At 33.8% G+C, this 21,045-nt stretch carries 18 protein-coding genes; all 18 read right to left on the bottom strand.

Annotation, left to right across the window (positions count from 1 at the left end):
• Nucleotide 1: 1 nt before the first annotated feature.
• Complete coding sequence (locus DF947_RS08045; protein ID WP_109929169.1) at nt 2–1,615, bottom strand: gliding motility protein RemB; 1,614 nt, start codon at nt 1,613–1,615, stop codon at nt 2–4.
• A gap of 6 nt (nt 1,616–1,621) precedes the next feature.
• Nucleotides 1,622–3,562, bottom strand: a complete 1,941-nt coding sequence (locus DF947_RS08040; RefSeq protein WP_109929168.1) for a nucleoside-diphosphate sugar epimerase/dehydratase — start codon at nt 3,560–3,562, stop codon at nt 1,622–1,624.
• Nucleotides 3,563–3,662: 100 nt separating this feature from the next.
• The gene (locus tag DF947_RS08035; RefSeq protein WP_109929167.1) at nt 3,663–4,631 is read right to left on the bottom strand and encodes an MraY family glycosyltransferase; all 969 of its coding nucleotides are present in this window, start codon (nt 4,629–4,631) and stop codon (nt 3,663–3,665) included.
• 61 nt (nt 4,632–4,692) lie between these two features.
• Nucleotides 4,693–5,598, bottom strand: a complete 906-nt coding sequence (locus DF947_RS08030) for an NAD-dependent epimerase/dehydratase family protein (protein ID WP_109929166.1) — start codon at nt 5,596–5,598, stop codon at nt 4,693–4,695.
• Entirely contained in the window at nt 5,595–6,416 is an 822-nt protein-coding gene (locus tag DF947_RS08025; RefSeq protein ID WP_109929165.1) for a glycosyltransferase, read from the bottom strand. The genes DF947_RS08030 and DF947_RS08025 overlap by 4 nt, the downstream gene beginning before the upstream one ends.
• 34 nt (nt 6,417–6,450) lie before the next feature.
• Entirely contained in the window at nt 6,451–7,596 is a 1,146-nt protein-coding gene (locus tag DF947_RS08020; protein WP_158526243.1) for a glycosyltransferase family 4 protein, read from the bottom strand.
• Nucleotides 7,597–7,674: 78 nt separating this feature from the next.
• Nucleotides 7,675–8,646 carry an EpsG family protein gene (locus DF947_RS08015; protein WP_158526242.1) on the bottom strand — a complete coding sequence of 324 codons (972 nt, stop codon included), beginning with the start codon at nt 8,644–8,646 and terminating at the stop codon, nt 7,675–7,677.
• Between the two features lie 86 nt (nt 8,647–8,732).
• Entirely contained in the window at nt 8,733–9,728 is a 996-nt protein-coding gene (locus DF947_RS08010; protein WP_109929162.1) for a glycosyltransferase, read from the bottom strand.
• Nucleotides 9,712–11,187: an MATE family efflux transporter gene (locus tag DF947_RS08005; RefSeq protein ID WP_109929161.1), complete on the bottom strand. Its 1,476-nt coding sequence runs from the start codon at nt 11,185–11,187 to the stop codon at nt 9,712–9,714. Before DF947_RS08005 ends, DF947_RS08010 begins: the two co-directional genes overlap by 17 nt.
• A complete protein-coding gene (locus DF947_RS08000) occupies nt 11,177–12,091 on the bottom strand; it encodes a glycosyltransferase family 2 protein (protein ID WP_109929160.1) in 915 nt (304 codons plus the stop codon). The genes DF947_RS08005 and DF947_RS08000 overlap by 11 nt, the downstream gene beginning before the upstream one ends.
• On the bottom strand, nt 12,082–13,116 hold the full coding sequence (locus tag DF947_RS07995) for a glycosyltransferase family 10 domain-containing protein (RefSeq protein ID WP_146202885.1): 1,035 nt from the start codon (nt 13,114–13,116) through the stop codon (nt 12,082–12,084). The genes DF947_RS08000 and DF947_RS07995 overlap by 10 nt, the downstream gene beginning before the upstream one ends.
• A gap of 50 nt (nt 13,117–13,166) precedes the next feature.
• Nucleotides 13,167–14,144, bottom strand: coding sequence for a glycosyltransferase family 2 protein (locus tag DF947_RS07990; protein WP_109929158.1), 978 nt, complete (start codon nt 14,142–14,144; stop codon nt 13,167–13,169).
• Between the two features lie 41 nt (nt 14,145–14,185).
• Nucleotides 14,186–15,487, bottom strand: a complete 1,302-nt coding sequence (rfbH, locus tag DF947_RS07985) for a lipopolysaccharide biosynthesis protein RfbH (RefSeq protein WP_109929157.1) — start codon at nt 15,485–15,487, stop codon at nt 14,186–14,188.
• Nucleotides 15,488–15,520: 33 nt separating this feature from the next.
• Nucleotides 15,521–17,242, bottom strand: coding sequence for a thiamine pyrophosphate-binding protein (locus DF947_RS07980; RefSeq protein ID WP_240615335.1), 1,722 nt, complete (start codon nt 17,240–17,242; stop codon nt 15,521–15,523).
• Nucleotides 17,239–18,150, bottom strand: coding sequence for an NAD-dependent epimerase/dehydratase family protein (locus DF947_RS07975; protein WP_109929156.1), 912 nt, complete (start codon nt 18,148–18,150; stop codon nt 17,239–17,241). The genes DF947_RS07980 and DF947_RS07975 overlap by 4 nt, the downstream gene beginning before the upstream one ends.
• Nucleotides 18,143–19,222, bottom strand: coding sequence for a CDP-glucose 4,6-dehydratase (gene rfbG / locus DF947_RS07970; RefSeq protein ID WP_109929222.1), 1,080 nt, complete (start codon nt 19,220–19,222; stop codon nt 18,143–18,145). Before rfbG ends, DF947_RS07975 begins: the two co-directional genes overlap by 8 nt.
• Nucleotides 19,223–19,224: 2 nt before the next feature.
• Nucleotides 19,225–20,001: a glucose-1-phosphate cytidylyltransferase gene (gene rfbF / locus DF947_RS07965; protein WP_109929155.1), complete on the bottom strand. Its 777-nt coding sequence runs from the start codon at nt 19,999–20,001 to the stop codon at nt 19,225–19,227.
• Between the two features lie 8 nt (nt 20,002–20,009).
• Nucleotides 20,010–21,044: a flavin reductase family protein gene (locus tag DF947_RS07960; RefSeq protein WP_109929154.1), complete on the bottom strand. Its 1,035-nt coding sequence runs from the start codon at nt 21,042–21,044 to the stop codon at nt 20,010–20,012.
• Nucleotide 21,045: the final 1 nt, after the last annotated feature.

Genomic DNA, 21,045 nt, shown 5'->3' with positions numbered 1-21,045 from the left:
CCTAAAAATCGTGATAGATATTTCTGAAGGTGCTTCTTAAACCAATGGTAAATAAGCCAGTATTATTTGTTCCTAAAACATTGCTTTCTCTTCTAAACGTACCTGCAAGTTCTAAGCGCAGGTTGTATTTTGGATTTAAAACATAAGCAATTTGACCTTTGGCATAGTATAAATCAGTTCCTATCCCTTGGCCAATATGGCTACCATATTGAACGGAACGAGTTTCATAACTTTTGAAAATATCACCACCATAATTTGTGCCATCAGGATCAAGCCCGTATCTCGAATAAAGCGCTTGCCCTTGAAAGTCAAACCTTTTATAACTATAGCTTAAAATGCCTAAAAATTCTCTAAAGTTTGCACCATACGGATGAGCCAAAGGCTGATTGTAATTTGAGTAATTAGAAATTCGATCGAAATGAGTATAAGTATATGGTCTAGCTGTGTTAAACTCAGCTAGGTAATTCAATCCCGTAACTTTAAATAAATCAGATCCGCGAACGCCAAACTGAATGGCGAATTTATTTGCCCAATAACCATTTCCCGCGAAAAATTCTTTTGCGGTAAACTCGTCAAACATAAATTGCCCATAAAGACTGGTTTTCTTTAACAGTTCATATTTAAGATTTAAGCCTAAACGCATTTTATCTGGCGAGGTGGTATTGGTATTTTCTACCGGCCTTAAGAATATGAAAGGGTGGATATAATTGAAATCAAATCCTCTTTTTCCTTCAACTTCAGCATCAGCCCAAGTCACGGCCTGAAAAAAACCAACTGAAAAACGTTTAGTTGCATTCCAATCTAAATAGTGGGCAGCCATCCATTTGCCTCTATCGCCTAATCTTCTATCTGTTGTAAGTTTTTCTGCCCCAGGATCTAACATATACGCAAATATCGTTTGATATTGTACACTGCCTAAGCTTGCTCTGACTCTGAAGAAAGAATAATTTGAAGAAACATCAGATAGTAACATGGAACGGTAACCATCACCAATAAAGTTTTTATCATAACCCAAGGCAAAATTTAAGTATTTGCTTGGAGTATAAGAAATCAAAGCAGTAACGTACGACCAATCTTGTTTATCTACACCAAGTTTTCCAAAACCTTGACCAGGTACAACTTGATTTTTCACAATGTAATCATTTACATATTTCGCAAACTTGCCTTGATTCTCAAATCCATTTAAATAAAATGAAAATTCCTTACCTACATTTCCGCCAACCTGAAATCCTCTGGTATTTAACCAGGTTGTTCGGTTATTGCTCACATCTCTACCAATTTGAAAATCGGGAAGAAAATCTGCATAAATATTATAATCATCACTTTTAAACTCTAATAAATGCTCTTGAAAAAGCTTGCGGTGAACCCAACTTCTTTTATTGAGACTGTCTGTACCATAATTCATCAGCGAATCATAACGTAATTTTAATAAATCGTCGTCAGAGTAGAAGCCTTTAATAGAAGAGTGAAATTTTGAGTTTTGATCATAAACTGCTGGACTAAGCTTTTGATAAAACTGGTAATCATAAGGAATAATATTGTTGGGCGTAGCATTCTGTGCTTTCGCGTTTAAAACAAAAAAGGCCATTACGGCCATTAGTAAATGTTTTTTCATTAATTTTTATTCTTTTATAAGTGTATCTAACTCTTCAAATATGGAGTTTTTACTTTTAAATTCAGGAACAAGTTTTTTCATATTGATTACGACTTGTCGATCATTACCCGATTTTGCAGTAGTAATTAATTGATAGATTTGTTCTTCAACATCTGCGAATACGTATTCTCTTACCTTGCCAATCATAATTTTTTCATGATGTGTTGGCATCGTATTTTCATTATCATTAAGTAATTCTTCATAAAGCTTCTCTCCTGGCCTTAATCCAGAATACTCTATTTTAATATCAACGTTTGGTTCTAAACCTGCTAATCTGATCATCTTTTTAGCCAGCTCAACTATTTTAACAGATTTACCCATGTCGAACACAAAGATTTCACCTCCTTGTCCCATACAACCAGCTTCCAAAACCAATCTGCAGGCCTCTGGAATAGTCATAAAATAACGGGTAATTTCAGGGTGGGTAACCGTTACAGGACCGCCCTTTTCAATTTGTTGTCTAAAACGGGGAATAACAGAACCATTTGAGCCCAATACATTTCCAAAACGAGTCGTAATAAATTTGGTGATGGGCTTAACTTCTAATTCATTAATATAGCTTAATCCATTACTGAAAATAAAATCTTTAGTGCTAAGTGAGTTATTTAAAGATTGAACATAAATTTCGGCAATTCTTTTTGAAGCACCCATAATGTTGGTTGGGTTAACGGCCTTATCGGTAGAAATCATTACAAATTTCTGAACACCGTATTTAACAGACATATCAGCAATGGTTTTCGTTCCTAAAACATTGGCCTTAATCGCTTCAGCAGGATTGTCTTCCATTAAAGGTACATGCTTATAGGCTGCCGCATGGTATACATAATGCGGTTTATAGGTATCAAATAACTTATCCATTCGCTGATTGTCGCGAACATCGCCAACAAAAGCATGGAAATTTTTGTTTCGATTGGTTTCTTCTAACTCTAAATAAAGCTCATGCAACGCGGTTTCAGATTGATCGCACAAAATGACCAAACCTATATCAAATTTTGATAATTGACGTACAATCTCACTCCCTATAGAGCCCGCAGCTCCAGTGATAAGAATTCGTTTATTGTGAAGCATCTTCCCAATACCCTCAATGTCTATTTTAATCGATTTACGGTTTAGGAGATCTTCAATATTTAATTTCTGAATTTGGGTGGGCTGAAGCTTTCCATTCTCCCAAACATCTGGGGGAGGTATGTTTAAGATCTTAATATCATTTTCAAGACATAGATCAACAATTTGATCTTTTCTTTCATCAGGGATTGTATAGGATGCAAATATGATCTCATCGAGCTCATGTTTTTGAATCAAGGCTTCTAAATTTTTGGCATCCAAAATCTTCACCCCATCAATAGCTTTGCCTACCTTACGTTCATCATCATCAACAAAAGCAACAATGCTTTTATTTACGCTACCGTCATGATCAAAAGTTCTTTTAGTGGCTAATCCGGCCTCTCCGGCTCCGTATATAATAACTTTTACCTTATCAAGATTTAAATTTTTGATGTATAGAAAGAAATATTTGATGAGAACCCTGTAAGTAATCAAAAACAAAAAACTGGTTAAGCCATTGGTAATTAAAATCGTGTTGGAAATAAGTGCAGATCCAAAAAAAGTAATGTAAATGAGGTTAAGTACAAAAAAAGTTCCATTACTAATTACAACAGAAAAAAGAATTCTAAAGGAATCTTGGGCACTCGTATAGCGAATAATACCAGTAAAGGTTTTGATATGAAGAAAAACAGCAATATTAATTACCCCCATAATAAGAAGGTTGCGTGCCAGTTCAGGGATTTCTACATCCGTTACATCCAAATTATGCTTTAGCGAATAAGCAAAAACTAAAGAACAGGTGCATATGATCAAATCTAATAAGAAGATGATCCAGCGTGGAACAATATTAATTTGCGTAAACAAAATACTATAGGCTAAATTTTTGTAAATGTAAGTATAAATTTATATCAAAGTAAAAATATAATTACCTAACTATATTTAGTGCAAGTACCTTGCCAATATTTTACACTTTTGATAGTAATTTTGTTTTTCCTTCTACTGAAAAACGAATTGAAAGGAATAGAATAGCGGATATAAGAATTAAGCTAAGGCTTAAAATTAAAGAATCTTTAACAACAAAAATGACAAAACAATTAATCAGGCCCTGTACACAGAAATATAATGTAGAAACTACCAAATGTGGCCATTTCAATTCATTGGAAAGATACTGGTAAAAATGGCTTCGGTGTGCCTCAAAAATATTTTCCTTTCGCAAAACCCTAAATCCTATGGTTACAACAGCATCTAAGCCATAAACCAATAACAACAAGATATAGCTAAAGTTATATGTTTTAAGAATGAGTTGTCCAATCAAAAAAATGATTATAAATGCAATACTAATACTCCCAACATCTCCTGCGAAACACTTTGCCCTCTGTCTGAAGTTGAAAAAATTGAAAACGACTAATGAAAGACCTACAGTGATCAATAAAGCGGATGAGGTATAAGGAGTAATGTAACTATTAATGCAGTATAGTGTTACAATCGCCAAAATACTATAAAAACCGGTGATGCCATTGATCCCATCCATAAAATTGTATGCATTAATAGTTCCGATCACAAATATTAAGGCAATTACAATCCAATAACAAGGCATTGCAAATAAATCCCATTGATAGAAAAGCAGCAAAACAGAGATTAAATGAATACTCAACCTAACTTTATTATTTAGGGTGTGGATATCATCCAAAAGGCTAATTAACGCGATGGAAAAAAGCCCAGCAATAAAGAATGGAAACTGAAAGCCAAAGAAAAAGAAAAACAATATGGCTCCTAAACCAAAAATAACCCCTCCTCCACGAATCGTAACGGAACTATGGGAACTTCGATGATTGGGCTTATCAATGATATTAAAATGGTCTGCAAGTTTGAAATAGACTAGTTCAAGAGCAAATAAGCATAGTAGAATTATGACTGCAAAAACAATAGACATTGTACTTATTTAATAAAGCAAAAGTAGTTTATTCTACCGCTTAAAGATTTCGACAAAGATATTAAACAATGGGCTTTCTGAAAGAGTTGGCTGTTATTTTTAATCCTTCCTTCGCAGAAAAAGGCAATTCGCTGATGATTGCTTTTTTAATTTTCGAATTGCTAACAATATAATTTTCAGTTAGTTTATCTAGCCGTTCTGTGTTTAAGGGCAGTTTAATAAAATCTCCAATCTTCGCAACAAATCGAATTAATTTAGAAGAGATCCTCCATAATTTTGGTTTTTTCCCTACTGACTCTGAAAGAATCCCAACGACTTCATTGGTCGATAAAGCTTCATCATCTGCTACATTATAGATTCCGGAGGGAATATCTTTTTTTAATAAGGATTTGATGACAAAACATAAATTTTCTACACTCAAAAATGACCGCTTATTTTCAAATGCAGCTAGCGGATAAGGAATCCCTTTCTGAACAAATTTATAAAGTAAATTTAAATTGCCCTTATTACCTGGACCATGAATCATACATGGCCTTAAAATATAATAAGATTTACCTTCTGGTAAAGGTTGCATCGTAATATACTCTTCTGCCTTTAACTTGGATTTGCCGTAATGGGTTTTTGGATCAGGTAAATCGTCTTCACTAAGAATCTCCAGAACAGAATCAGCACTTGCTTTAACAGAACTTATGAAAATAAATTTTTTTGCACCTGATTTTAAAAACGCATCATAAAGTTTTTTAGTAAGCTCGTAATTTACCTGATAGTATTCATCTGGATTTGATGTTTTTTTTAGGTCGTGTGCTTTGCCAGCAAGATGAATTATGGCATCAGTTTTTAAAAACTCATTTGTAAATGACATTTCATTACGGCCAATTGATCTAATTACTATGCCTGAGTTTTTTAGATATAACACTAAATTTTTCCCAACAAAACCCGTGGCTCCTAATATAATAATCTTGTTCATTTGAATTGAGCTAATGCCTTATGATTTATTTCTTTTCTTTTAGAATCAAAGATCCAACCCCATTTGTCGAAGTATGTAATCATAGACTTTAAAAAAATCACAAATAGTTTGATGCTTTTATTTGCTCCCCCCTCATATCCATGATAAACTGCCACTTTTGGATAGTAAATGGTTTTATATTTAGCGTGCATTCTGCGTGAAAGATCGAAATCTTCGAAGTACATAAAAAATTTATCATCGTATGCCCCTACATCCTTTATTGCATTTAAACTTAAAAGGGTGAAACATCCGGAAAGGATAGGAGAATTATAAATTTTTGACTCGGGCACTCTACGGAGTTCGTAATTATCTATAAATTTTTTACTGCTCAAATCAATCTTTTTGAGTTTTCGTCGGAATATCCAAAACATACTTGGTAAAAGCTTTGGTAAAAATTGTATTGAGCCATCACTATTTAATACTTTAGGCATTAACATCCCGATCTTCGGATCTAGCTCCATATAACGGACCATCTCCAGAACCACGCCTTCATTAAATTGAATATCTGGATTTATGATAAAATGATATTTTGAATTGCTGTCAATTGCCCTTTGAATGGCCAAATTGTGTGCACTGCCAAAGCCAGGATTACCTGGGTTATGAACATAAATAATATTGCTTTCGGTAGCAAGATCCTTTAGATCATCGGTTGGTGAATTATCAATTAAATACAGCTTACTACTATTACCTTTTGTAGCATCTAAATAACTCTTGATTGCCTTGCCAAGCGTAGCTTTCTCATTTTTAAACAGTACAATACTTCCCGTATAATTAGCCACTATAAATTGATTAAATGTTTAAAAAATAAATATGTCATGAGTTTTCATTTAGGATACCCGAAAACTGCCTAGCAGCATTCTGCCATGTAAATTTCTGAGCATTAACTTCTGCGGCTGCAGCCAGCCGATTTCGCAATGGCGCATCTAATATTAACTTAGTTAGGTTATTAGTTAACTGCCCAACATTTTTAGGCTCATATATCATGCAATTTTGCCTGTCAAGAGCATATTCTAATATCCCTTTAGAATTACTGCAAAGAACTGCACAACCACAAGCCATTGCTTCTAGTGGTGGTAAGCCGAATCCCTCCCACCATGAGGTTGAAATAAATATTTGAGCTAAATTCATAACTTCCGATATTTGAATATCACTACTAGGTTTTATAATTTTAGCTTTTTCAGGTAAGTTGAATTCTCCCAAATCATCATGGCTAATTATGAATATATTATTTATTTGTTCTTTTACAGATTGATCTATTGAATTCCAAGCGGATATAAAATCAATAAAACCCTTCCAGGGATGTTTTCTTGCAACAAGGCAAATGTTAAATTGGTTACTAACTCTTGTTTTCCTATTGTAAAAAACAGAAGTGTTTATGCCTGGATGAACTATTTTCAAACTTGCATCAGTATTAGGAACCAAATTTTTAAACTGATTATAGGTATAAACAGAATTAAATAATAAATGATCTACATCTGAATAACTCTTTAAACACAAGTTTTTATATACAGATAATATGATTTTATTTTTTAGAATATACAAATCATCGTAGATGCGGTAGTCATCAGCTTGTACAAATCTGTATGTTCTTTTTTTATATTTTTTTGGCAAGGTCATATAAAAAATAGAAAGTATAGGATCTGATATTATGCTAATCATTTCGGAATCCTCATCCAGAATTTTTTTGATTTCCCTTATTGATGAGAAAACATTTAATATTTTTTTGAAAATACTTGTTGAAACTCTTCCTACAGGCAACAAAGTAACATTCTCATTAATATAATAGTGTGATCTATCTTTGGAATTATTTGGATAAAGAATAGAAACACTTTCAAAGCGTTCGGTCAATAAGTTTGACAATTCGACAAAAACCCGATTACCTCCTCCAGATTTCAGTGAAGGATTTACAAACATCAATTTATTTTTTGATTTATAATACACAGTTTTAAAATTATCCAAGTACATATAAGAACCCAAAGTTTCAATTAATCATTTTTTTTTACATGTATAACCAGTATACAAAAATAATGCCTCATACTAAAAGCCTACTTGATATGGTCCACTCAGAATTACCACATAAAGAGATATGACTAATTGAAATAGACATATGCATAAAATCAAAATTTTCCCTGCAATACGGGGCTTGAATATATAAACTAAATAGGGCACTAAAAAAATCTCTACAATACATAAAAGTTCTGACACCCTTCCTGCAACAATGTGTAAATCAGAAAGTATCAAATAGCTTAAGCAACCGAAGAAATGCAAATTTAGAAAGATTTGAAAATAGTCATTATTCTTTCCGATAATCTTTTGCTTGTACCTTAGGAAAAAGTTAAACAGTATTTTGGCATAGATCATTAGAATATAAACACCGGCTGTTCGCTCACCGAAGCCTGCTTCAATTGTACTTTTATGTGCGTATAATTTTGCTATAATATAAGAATCATTGCTCAAATCATACCCCAACACCAAATTCAACAAATGAATTTGAGAAATGCCTAGACAAATAATGAAACAAATACATGCTGTTTTAAGTGTAAGCTTTACACGGTTTAATATGTAGTAAAACGGCAAAAATAACATTAAGGAGACGTGAAAGAATGAACCAACTGCAATGGTAATAAGAAATAACAACAATTTTTTTTCTTTTACAAATTGTAAAGACACTAGAAGCATTGCTGCGGCTACAGCTTCACGTATCTGGGTCATTGGATGAAGAAAAAAATAATAAGAATAAAAATATGGAAAAACTAACAAAGATGCTTTTGTTTCAACAATCAATGCATAAGTTATTGGCACAATAGTTAAAAAAGCATAAATTATTAACACCCCGTTAAAGTGATCGACTGTTTCGGCTACGAAATCGCATATAAGTTTATAAGAAAACTCTATACCTTCATCAACATCTCCAGCCTTAAATGCATTATATTTAGCTAAATAAGTATCATAATCTGCAGTAATAGCGGCTCGGGAACCCGCCAAAAATATTAATAATATTCCTGTCAAAACACAAAATAGTTGCCTCTCTTTAGTTTTTAGTGGAACTAAAGATACAATGGAAATTATTGCAAAAATGGACCAGTATACTAACATTATTTACCTTTTGTGCTTAAAAACATGCGTTTTACGCCATTAAGATAATTGATATTAAACCGAATTGAAGTATAATTAAAGATATTAAACAATGTGGCAAGTGCACTATAACTATAATTTCCATTTCTTTGAATGAGTTTTACCATTTCAGCGCTATTTTGAAAATCCTTTTTATCGTTAAGTTTCAATACCTGTAACATTAATAAATACGAGTACACCCTCTGATATTTTTTTTCTAAAAGTTTATTTCCGATGGCATATTCTTCATAAACAATTAGTCCGTCGGGTAGACCATAATTTTCACGTATCTCTTTTTGAGACCCTTGTTGAGCATGCTTTCTGTATTTTACCAAAGATTCGGGGATTATACCCGCTGGAAATTTTTTCAAAATCCTAAGCCACATTTCATAATCGCCTGCAGATTTGTATTTCTCATGTATTTTAAATTGTCCAAGTTCATCATAGGCACTCTTCCGTACCATTACGGTTGGAGTAATCAAAAATGGCAAAAATGAATCTAGAATAGCCGCAAAAATCTCTTCGAAGTTATATATATTTCTTTTCTTTGACTTGAGGCTTTTTGGCAAATCTAGCATCCCCAATTCATTACCATCTGAATCAATTACTGTTGCTAATGTAGATAGAAAGCCACATTCAGGGCTAGTGGTTAAAAATGAAACTGATTTAGAGACGATTTCTGAATCGTAAACATCATCAGAATGATAGATTGCTATAAATTCTCCAGTTGCAGATGTAATCAACTTATTCATATTTAAGCCAGCTCCAATATTCTGCTCATTAAGTATATAAGTCCAATTATTTTTTGCTGCAAATTTTTTAATAAGCGCTATTGTATTGTCTGTGGAACAATTATCTGAAATAATAACTTCGATATTACTATAGGTTTGATTTTCTATACTAAAGAGTGTTTCTTCCAAATACATTTCTGAATTGTAAGTGGGAATACAAATTGAGACCTTAGGCAAATTTTCCATTTCTTATTTTTATTATTGAAAAAATATCTTTGCTATTCACTGCTAAATAAATTAATGAGAAGATAAGAAATGCCAGGCCCTTAATTAAAATATTAAAAAATGTAAAGCTTGTTAGGAACACTAGAATAATAGTAAGGGTTAGCATGATCACATTCCGAAACAATAATCCAAAAGGGATTTTCACAGGAATACCTACTTCTTTTTTAAAGAACACACAGAGTAAGGTTAAACTTATTAAACTTCCAAGTAAAGTCCCAATACTTACCCCGATAACACCAAATTTCCGAATTAGTAAAATACTCAAGATTAAATTTGCGATGCCTTCTGTAAATGTAGCGATAACTAAAAGTCTCACCTTCTTTAAAGCCGACAATAAAACACTTATAGAATTAATGCAAGAAAGAACAATGGTATAGAGACCAAAAAATAAAAAGATATTAGATCCTAAATATAATACTGGATTATTTGTCCAGATGAGAAAAATTTCTTTGCTAAATAAAAAAATAAATAGGCAAAGCGGGCCCGCTATTATAGTCATTAATAGTAACGAATTTTTAAAGTTTTTCTGAATGGAGTCATAGTCTTTATTGCTATTAAACTTTCCATAAAAAGGCATTAATATTGCGTTTAAAGTAAATAGTACCGAGAAGAAGGCTGTAAATATTCTAAAGGTTAAAGAATATGAAGTTACATCACTTACTTTCAAGAAGTTAACGATTACCAGATTGTCGGTATTCCATACTAGTAATGCACCCATGCTGATTGCAAAATACCCCATACTTATTTTCATAATCTGAGGGTACTTAACAGTAGAAGAAGCTATTTTTACTTGGTGTGTTTTAAATAAATAAGCCCGGGAATGTAGGTACATTACTATTGAAGAAATTACCAATAAAACACTCCAACATACCGAATAAAAGGAAATATTTCCTTTGTAATAGTACGTCACCACGAAAGACGCCGGGATGATTAGGTTATTAACAATTTCATATTTTTTGCTTAAGGCAACTTTTCCCAAAATAAGAAAAACGGATGATCCAAGTTGAAATGGGGCGCGCAATAAATAAAAAGCTATAGTTAAGAATAACACAGTTCCATAAAACTGGGTTTGTGCAGTCTTTCCGAAAAAGAACTCGAATGGGAGAATTCTGCCAAAATAAAGTAGCGCAATTATGCCCAATAACACAGAAGCAATTGAAACCATAATATTTAATGATTTTCTGAATACCTCGATTACATCTTCCGGATTTGATGAGTTAGTTGCGATTGTGGTCAGAGCTGTTGGCAGGCCAAAATTAGCAAGCATCAAATACTGTAAAATTGTATTAATAATAATCCAAACTCCGTAATTTATTGTGCCAAAATATTTAACATATAAAGGTACCATCACCAAATTGCAACCAATATTTACAGCTATACTTAAGAAACTAAAAAAGTAATCTTTGATCTTAGGTCCCATATTTCAATAACTTTAGGACATATGCAGGTATTTTATACAAGAAAGATGGAATAAGCAAAAACCAAAGATCCCGTAACCAAAATGAGGGAAACTCTTTAAACAATCTAATAAAATCTTCAAGTAGGCTTTTTGATACTTTCAAACCTCTAATTTTTGAAACGATAATTTCTCTCGGATAGGAGTTTTTTATAACGCCCTTGGTTCGCTTGATAAACTGTTTACCATAACCCCATTTTGGCATAACTTGAAATATTTCCACCAATCTTAATCCTACTATTAATCCAGCTCCATTTCTGTTCCAGGTTTTAACTTCATTGGATCCTGGATTTTCGATTACATGCTTCTTCCTTGTTACGATGGTAGGCATCATACATATCGCCTGAAGGATAACAGCATAATGAATCCAACCGCTTGCTAAAAATTGCTTGAGTTCACAGTTTACCCAAAGGTTTTTACGGATGATGTTATTCGAAAAAAACCCAGACCGAAAATTAGACATGATCAAAAATTCTTCTGGATTACTTAAAATACGATATGGCTCACTTATTGAATCAACCCCGCCTATGAAAATAACTCCACAGTTTGTGTTCCTTAGAAGGGAAACCAAATCATTTATATTCTTATCAAGAATGAGGTCATCCGCACCAATCGCCCAAACATATTTTCCACAAGCATAGTTGAATATGCGGTTCAAATTACCGTCAAAGCCGATGTTTTCCTGATGTTCGATTACTTTAACGCTTTTGTAAGTTTGAGCAATTTCGATAGTCTTATCCGTTGAAGCATTATCACATATAATAATTTCAACTTCATTCGAACTTAGTTCGCATTTTATTATAGCTTTTATAGCTTCTTCGATATACTTCTGACCATTAAAAACTGGTATTCCAATTGTTAGAAGCATTTGGTTTGATCTATTATGGTTTCTATTGAAGTTTTAACAAATGTTTCTATGGAAAATACATCAACAGCACTTGAGGATAGAAATTTTCTGATTGCCAGCTGATATTCTACAATCTCATTATCTGTAAGATTAGTAAGGAATTTGTGCATTTCCCCTATGGTTGAGAAATCATCGTAGTTGATATAACAATTTTTAGGTATATATTCTGCAATGTTATCGGCTCCTTTATATATAGGAATCGCTCCTGCCATAAGCGAATCAAATATCTTCTCCGTTATATACCCACTAAAGCCATAAGCATTTTCAAAGCACAAACAAAAGTTGTATTGAGCTAAAATCTCTGCTTTACGTTTAATTTTGCCTTTATAACTGGAATAATTGTTTTTAATTAACTTGTATTTTCTATTGATTTTATTTACTATAAGTCCTAATATGTTACTGTGAAAAATTTTTATATCCCAATCCGTACCATATAAGTCCAAATATCCCCTATTATGATTTTCATACCATTTAATTACCCTTAAGCGTTCTGAATAAAGTTCCTGTGGGTGTTTACTAACTTTGTTACCACTGATAACAATTAGATCCCGGTTTCTTTTTCCTAATTCAAAATTGGCTTTAATATTGTAACTATAATTGATTTTGGTATATTTTCCTGAATCATTAGCAATCAAACAATCCGACCAGGTAAGTATTTTCTTGAAAGCATTATGCAATTCAGTTGAAAAAATTTCAGACTTAATTATTGGACTTTCTAAGGTGATTAAAAAAAGTGGAATATCATTTTTAATTCCATATTGAAACATTTCATTATTTATTCCAGGATGGTCGAGAAAAACCATTGCATCAGCTTCTTCTTTATTAATCACGTGGGAAGTACCGATATTTATACCCCTTTTTTTAGCCTCATCTTTCATCACCTTAAATGGTGTTAGTAGATTGTCCCCTATATCCGTATTATCACTTGTAAAGAGAAGATTATCTCTATTTAGCCGTGTATGAAAGTTATGAAATAAAATTTTCACTTGAAGTTATATTTAATCATGAATGCCTATATTTATACTTAAAATCATTACTATTTTAATTTCCTTTTTATAGCTAAAGCGACCGGCTTGAGTATGAGGAATGGATAACCAAATATAAATAGTGTAGGAAGATGTAAAAACCAAAATGTAAAGCGATTTCGAAAAAAAGGCTTCATTAAGCTCGCTATTTTTATTCGTTCATTAAAACTGACAGGCGATAATAATATAATATCTTTGAGGTTATTATTAAAACGATCGTTTACAAAAGTTTGGAAAGTATCAGGTTTATAACCTAATTCTAACATTCTGGAGATTACCTTTAAATGAATCAGCCCTAATTTTAGTTGGTTACCATTATTGTTCCACCTTGCGTTTCCTACCCTCACAGTAACCATTTTATCAGGGAATGCATATGCCTTACTATTAATAGCCATAACTTCCATTAACGCACTGATATGAATCCATTGGTTGCCCATATATTGATCTAAACTTAAGCATAGCCAATCCTGCTTTCTTACAACAATTGACGAAATTGCTGCAGTTCTCCATTTACTCCATAAGAAAAATTCATCCTTATTCTTAAATTCTAATTCGGTATCAAGTTTATCAACAGGTAATTCAGTGTTTGTTGGAATATGTAGAAACCCAATATTCAATAACAAAATACCATAGTCTACTCCTCTTTTTATCACACCGAGTATTTTGTCGATCGCGTTGTCAGACAAATAGTCATCATCACCCAATACATGAACATAACGGCCAGCTGCTTTTCGAAATAAGTAATCTACATTTCGATCAAACCCAACATTAACCTCGTTTTTAAAATATTTTATTGTATTTGAATAGGTATTGGCAAACTTTCTTACTATTTGTTCGGTATCATCTGTAGATGCGTTATCCGATATAATGATTTCTACTTCTGCTAAATTGTTCTGGTTAAGCTGAGATAAAACGCTTTCTATAGCTTGGGCCAAGTAGGCTTGGCCATTGAATGTTGGAATACCTACAGTTAATAAAATATCTTTCATTAATATTTGGGATATTGTTTGGTAAAATAGAGAATTAGCAACTAAGCAAGATAATCTCTAATTACTTTTGCTATATAATCATAATGCTCTACATTTAAGCCTGGCCATACCCCTAACCAAAATGACTGATTCATAATAGTATCAGTGTTTTTTAAATCTCCAATAACTCGATGATTAATATTGGCATACGCAGGTTGACGGAGAAGATTTCCTCCAAACAATAAGCGAGTACCAATTTTGTTTTCCTCGAGATGTTGAACAAGCATGTGACGGTCATTCGAGTCGCCTTCTCTTAGTGTTAAAAGAAAACCAAACCATGAAGGTTCAGAATTTGGGGTTGGTTCTGGTAAGATAAATACATCTTCAAACTCTTTCATCCTTTCATAAAGTGCTGCATAGTTTTCTCTTCTTTTTTCAACAAATGAATCAATTTTCTTTATTTGTGAAACACCAAAAGCAGCCTGCATATCCGTTACTTTTAGGTTAAATCCGATATGAGAGTATGTATATTTATGATCATATCCAAAAGGCAAACTCCCCAATTGTTGACCAAAGCGGCATCCGCATGTATTGTCTTTACCTGGCTCACAATAACAGTCTCTTCCCCAATCTCTGAAACTTTCAGCTAGCTTAGACAGTTCAGGATTATTGATTAGTACTGCTCCTCCTTCACCCATGGTAATGTGATGTGCAGGATAAAATGAAAATGTTGAAATATCTCCGAAAGTACCTGTTTTTTGCCCTTTGTAAGTAGCGCCCAATGAGTCACAATCATCCTCTACCACCCAAAGGTTATATTTTTTTGCGACTCTCATTACTTCATCTAAATCAAAAGGATTTCCCAAAGAGTGAGCAATCATGATTGCTTTTGTTTTTGGAGAAACAGCTTTCTCAATATCTGCTGATAGAACATTATGTGTGGCAATATCTACATCTACAAATACTGGGATAGCACCAAACTGAATCAATGGATTAATAGTGGTGGGAAAGCCTGCAGCTACTGTAATGACCTCATCACCAGGTTTCACGGCCCTATCACCTAATTTAGGAGAGGTGAGTGCATAAAATGCAACTAAATTTGCGGACGAGCCAGAATTCACAAGAAGCGCCCGGTGTGCGCCAAAATACGCAGCAAAATCATGCTCAAATTTATTGGCAAACCTACCTGCTGTTAACCAGCCATCTAAAGCGGCGTCAACTCCTAACAGGATGTCTTCCTCATCAAGCACCTTTCCAGTAACTGGAATATAGTTTTGGCCTGGTACAATAATTTGTGTAGTTTTTCTTTTAGCAATTTCCCTTATTGTATTTTCAAGGGTTGCATCGGTTATGTTCTGTAACATACAATATTTATGATAACGATTAATATAATAAAACTAAGTTCCTTCCATTTCTATGGGCTTTGCAAAAGGCTCCATTTCTGTAATTGGTTTACCAAAAGCGATTTTAGGATAAGTATTGGTATGTGGATCAACCATAACTTGTAAAAGTTGCGGTTTATCTACATTTTCATCGCTCCAGAGCCAATTTACTCCTTCTTCTACTTGGTAAGGATGTTCAATTGTCAATGCTTCAATCCCGTAAGCAGTAGCAATTTTATAAAAATCAGGGGCACTATACCCCCAATAAGTGGATTGATAGCGCGATTCAAAATAACTATCCTGAAACTGACGGATCATTCCTAGTGTATTGTTATTAAGGACTACAATTTTGACCTTTAGCTTGTTTCTGACAATGGTCTGCAATTCTTGAATATTAATTTGCATACAGCCATCACCAACAATAACAACTACAGGCTGATTATTTAGAGCGATACACGCCCCAATACCTGCTGGTAAAGAAAATCCCATAGCCCCCATGCCCCCAGATGTAAGAAATGATTGTCCCTTATATAACTCTAAAGACTGAGCAGCCCACATTTGATGACTTCCAACATCAGCTAAATAAACTTTCGCTGCTCGCCCCTTACCTGACATTGAATGCATAAATTTGTTAGGGTTTATTCCTGTAGGGGTAAGTTCATTGATATCAGGCCAAAGTGATTTTAATTCTTCTATTCTATTTATCCAGGTGTTTGATACATTGAAATCTACAGATGTTTGGGCAAATTCTTTAAAAAATATGTCCAATTGGGCAAGAATAGGGATACATCCCATTACACGATTATTTAGTTCTCCGATTTCACAATCCACATGGTATATTTTACGATTCTCAATAAATTTTGTATCGGCACCAGTTTGCCTGATATCTAATCTACTACCAAGTACAATAAGCAAATCGCATTCTCCAAATGCAATATTAGCCCACCGATTTCCATAACTCCCGATAAACCCTACGCGAAGGTCATCATCGAAAGATATCGTGTCTAGTCCTAACAGGGTTGTAATTACTGGAACTTTTACTTTTTTTACAAAATCATCAAACAAAGTTTGGGAATTTCCTGCTTTAATCCCTCGCCCTGATAAGATCAATGGCCGTTTTGCATTCTGTATATCTTTAACAAGATCTTCTAATAAATCCTTTTCAATATTTGGCACATCTTTTTCAATGGCGAAATTATTTTTTAAGGTAATTTGAGAGCGTTGAACATCCATCGGTATATCAATTAAAACAGGCCCTGGTCTACCTTCTAATGCAATTTTAAAAGCCTGTTCGAAAACTGATTCTAAGTCTTCTGGATCATTCACTAAGAAACAGGCTTTCGTTATCGGTTTAGCCATGGCAACAATATCAGTTTCCTGAAACCCCAGTTGACGGATATCTCTATCTCCTTTTTGTTCATGCCTGTTCACCTGTCCTGTTATAAAAATAGCTGGCGTAGAATCAAAAAAACAGCTCCCCATACCTGTCAAAAGATTAGTAGCACCTGGCCCACTGGTAGCCAGGGCTATTCCAGGGAGGCCAGTTATTCTTGCATAGCCTTCTGCAGCAAATGCAGCAGCCTGCTCATGGTGCATGGTAATAATCTTAATATCCGTAGTCAGATGTAGCGAGTCCAATATATGAGTAATCATTCCACCAGAAAGTTCAAAAACACTCTCTATGCCTTTTTTTTGCAAAAAGTAAGCAATAAAATCGGATGCTTTAATTGTATTCATTTTTTAAGGTAATTATTTAGGGTGTGTTGCAAAGCTACGTTAAAATCAGTAAAATCAATTCTACCTAGTTGTCCTTTAATTTTGGTAATGTCTCCTTCTATATGCATGGATTGATGCGGGCGATAAGGGATAGCCCCATAGTTTAATTTAAAATCAGGATTAATGTATTCTTTAATTTTGTCAATTAAAGTTCGCAGTTCAATAGCTTGTTCAGATGATATATTATAAATACCTGACTGAATTGAATTAATCACTATTTCATATATGATTTTAGCAAAATCTTTTACATATAAATATGCATATTTTTGTTTACCCATAGTAAAATCCATTTGCGAGTCTGTTTGCATTTTCCTTACTATAGACGGAATTAACCAATTATGGTTTTCTTTTTCTCCAAAAATTGAGAAAATTCTCAACCATATCCAATTTATCTGGTTTATTTCACAAAAAGTTTTCATAATCTCTAAGGAAGCTAGTTTAATACTTCCATAGGCAGAGGTAGCATTGGTGGCTGCAGTTTCAGTAATTTTCCCATCCACCACCCCATATTCAGCTTGAGATCCTAAAAAAATAAATTTTTGGAGTTTTACATTACGAGCAATCTCTAAAAGTGCTATCATGAAGGATATGTTTTGTGATTGCATCTGCCAATTATCACGATCATCTGCTTCGACACCAATCCATGCGCAGTGTATAATTACAGAAGGATTATGATCTAGGATGTTTTGTTTCCACGCTCTATTTTCATCAAGATCAATCCAATCAATATTATCATAAAAATCAGCGCACCTCCAGGTATTGGATTCAGTCCGTTTCAGCCCCACAACCTGGATATTATTTGTTATTAGATTTTCAGCAATACGTGACCCTAAAAAACCCGTTATGCCCGTGATTAAAACCTTATGCATTAAAATATTTTAAAATCTGTCTATCAGTAAATTGATCGATAGAATTTTTATTATGTTTAAATTCCCTATACCAATCCATTGTCATTTCTACGGCAGACCCAGCATCAAGTTTCGGTTTCCAGTTTAATTCTTTAATAGCTTTACTGATATCAAGCTTTAACAATCCGGCCTCATGAGGTTGATTTATATCTTGCTCGACTTTATAACTTCCGTTACCCCAACTCTGAATGGCAAGATCTAACATTTCTGAAACAGGTAGTGCGTCGGTTGCATATGGCCCGAAATTATAAGCATCACTAAATTTTATCGGTTCGTCAGCCAGTTTAGCCCCCAATATTAGATAAGCAACTACTGGCTCGAGAACGTGTTGCCAAGGACGAACTGATTTTGGATTTCTCACAGAAACCTCGTCGCCATTTGATAAAGCTCTTGCAATATCTGGAATCAGTCGATCTTTAGACCAATCTCCTCCTCCTATTACATTTCCCGCTCTACCTACAGCTATTCCTTTTAGATGATGATCATAAGATGCCTTGTTAAAAAACGAATTGCGGTAGGAATCGATAATTAATTCTGCACAGGCTTTACTGGCGCTATAGGGATCATAGCCACCTAGACGATCATTTTCCCTGTAAGGGTAATCCCATTCATTATTGTGATAAACCTTATCAGTGGTAATCAAAACTACTGAGCATTTTTTCTCCATTTGTCGAACAGCATCCAATAAGTTGGCAGTTCCGATTGCATTAACTTCGAAGGTCTCGGATGGAATCTGATAGGATAATCTAACTAATGGTTGAGCTGCTAAATGAAAGATAAAATCCGGTTGACAATCTAAAATATTTTTTGTTAATGTGGATCTATCCCTTAAATCTGCAAATACCGAGTCACAAATTTGTTGCCCATTTATAAGGTTAAATAGATCATTTTCAGTATGGGATTCAAGAGCGTAACCTCTAATTTCTGCTCCCAATATGGAAAGGATTTTTAATAACCAGGATCCTTTAAATCCAGTATGCCCAGTTATAAATACTTTTTTACCCTTGTATATTTCTTTTAGATTAGTTATCATATTTACCAGATTTTCCATTTTGCTTCCCCATTGCTCCATAGGCTTTCTAATTCGATACGGTCTCTTAAAGCATCCATCGGCTTCCAAAAGCCAGCATGTTTGTATGCACTAAGTTCACCATCTTGAGCTATTTCCCTTAAGGGTTTATTTTCCCACTGAATATTTTCCATATCTTCTTCCAGATATTTGAAAATTCCTGGCTCGAGAACGAAGAATCCTCCATTAATCCACATTCCATCACCTTGTGGTTTCTCAACAAAGTGCTGTACGGTTCCATCTGGGTCCATCTCAATATTTCCGAATCTTCCAGGAGTTTGGATTGTCGTTAACGTGGCAAGTTTACCGTGGCTTTTATGAAAGTCTACAAGTTCTGTAATATTAATATCCGCAACACCATCTCCATAAGTTAGCATAAACGCTTCACCTTGAACGTATTTCTGGATTTTTTTAATCCTTCCAGCTGTATTTGTAGTTAATCCCGTATCTACTAATGTAACTTTAAATGATTCTGAATTGGAGAAATGCACATCAACTGTATTTTTTCCAACGTCAATGGATACATCTGAATTATACAAATAATAGTTTAAAAAATATTCTTTTATGGTCTGGGCTTTATAACCAAGGCATAAGATAAAATCATTGTAGCCATAGGCCTCGTAAATTTTCATAATGTGCCATAAAATTGGTTTTCCTCCTATTTCAACCATAGGTTTTGGGCGGGCTTCAGTTTCCTCCATGAGTCTTGTGCCTAGGCCCCCAGCTAATATTACTACCTTCATTCGTTTGTTTATATCGTTATAATTATATTCTCAGTTAACGGATAAGTACAGCAAAGTAATGTTTCAGTTTCCTGTAAATCAGTTCTTTCTTTTACCAGTCCGATCATTCTTGTCTTTCCTTCAACAATCTTGCCTTTACAGGTACTACAATTGCCAGTTTGACAAGAATAGGGTAGTTCGATATTGGTATCTAGAGCTGCTTCCAAAATACTTTTGCCTTTGACAACTTCAAGGTTGTATTCTTGATTTTGGAAATTCAACCTCACAGTTTGACTCTGAATATCTACAAAGTCGGCTGGATTTTTTATCAGTTCAAAATCCTCAGAAAAAATGAGAGATTTAACAACTCCAGAATGATCTAATGCTTGTTTGACAGATTCCTTTAATCCTAATGGGCCGCATATATAGTGGGAACTCTTTCCAATTACCGGATTCTCAGAAAGCATTTTTAAAGCTTTAACCTGATCGATTCGGCCCTCAATCACATCGGGGTTTTTATCCCCTACATAAACTTCAGTATGAAAGTGTTGCAAGATAAATCTGTCTGAATAAATTGAAAGGAGATGTTCTATTTGATTTTTAAAAATAGTATTTTCATAATTTTTACTTCCATACATCAAATGAACTTTTAAAAAAGTATTAGACCATAAGATATACTTGATAAGAGAAAACAAAGGCGTTATACCACTCCCAACGCCCCACAAATAAACATCGGTCAATGTCTCGTTATTTTGGAATATAAAATCACCCATAGGTTCCATCACTTCTATAGAATCATTTACTTTTACCATATCAACAATATGGTTGGACACTATGCCATTGGGAACCCGTTTGACAGTAATTTCTAAAAGTTCATCAATACCAGGAGCTGAGGAAAAGGAGTATGGCCGGATATATCTTCTGCCATTGATTCGGAAAATCAATGTAAGATATTGGCCAGCTAAATATTTTATTTTTTTTAAAGCAGGTTGCTTAAAAGAAAGCGTTACAACATTGGGTGTTTCTTGTTTGATCCTAATTATTTTTAAAGTATAAGTCGTCATA

Source organism: Pedobacter paludis (genome assembly GCF_003173575.1).
GTDB classification, from domain to species: Bacteria; Bacteroidota; Bacteroidia; order Sphingobacteriales; family Sphingobacteriaceae; genus Pedobacter; species Pedobacter paludis.
The sequence above is the reverse complement of the archived record's forward strand: the minus strand, read 5'-3'. Positions and strand labels throughout refer to the sequence as shown.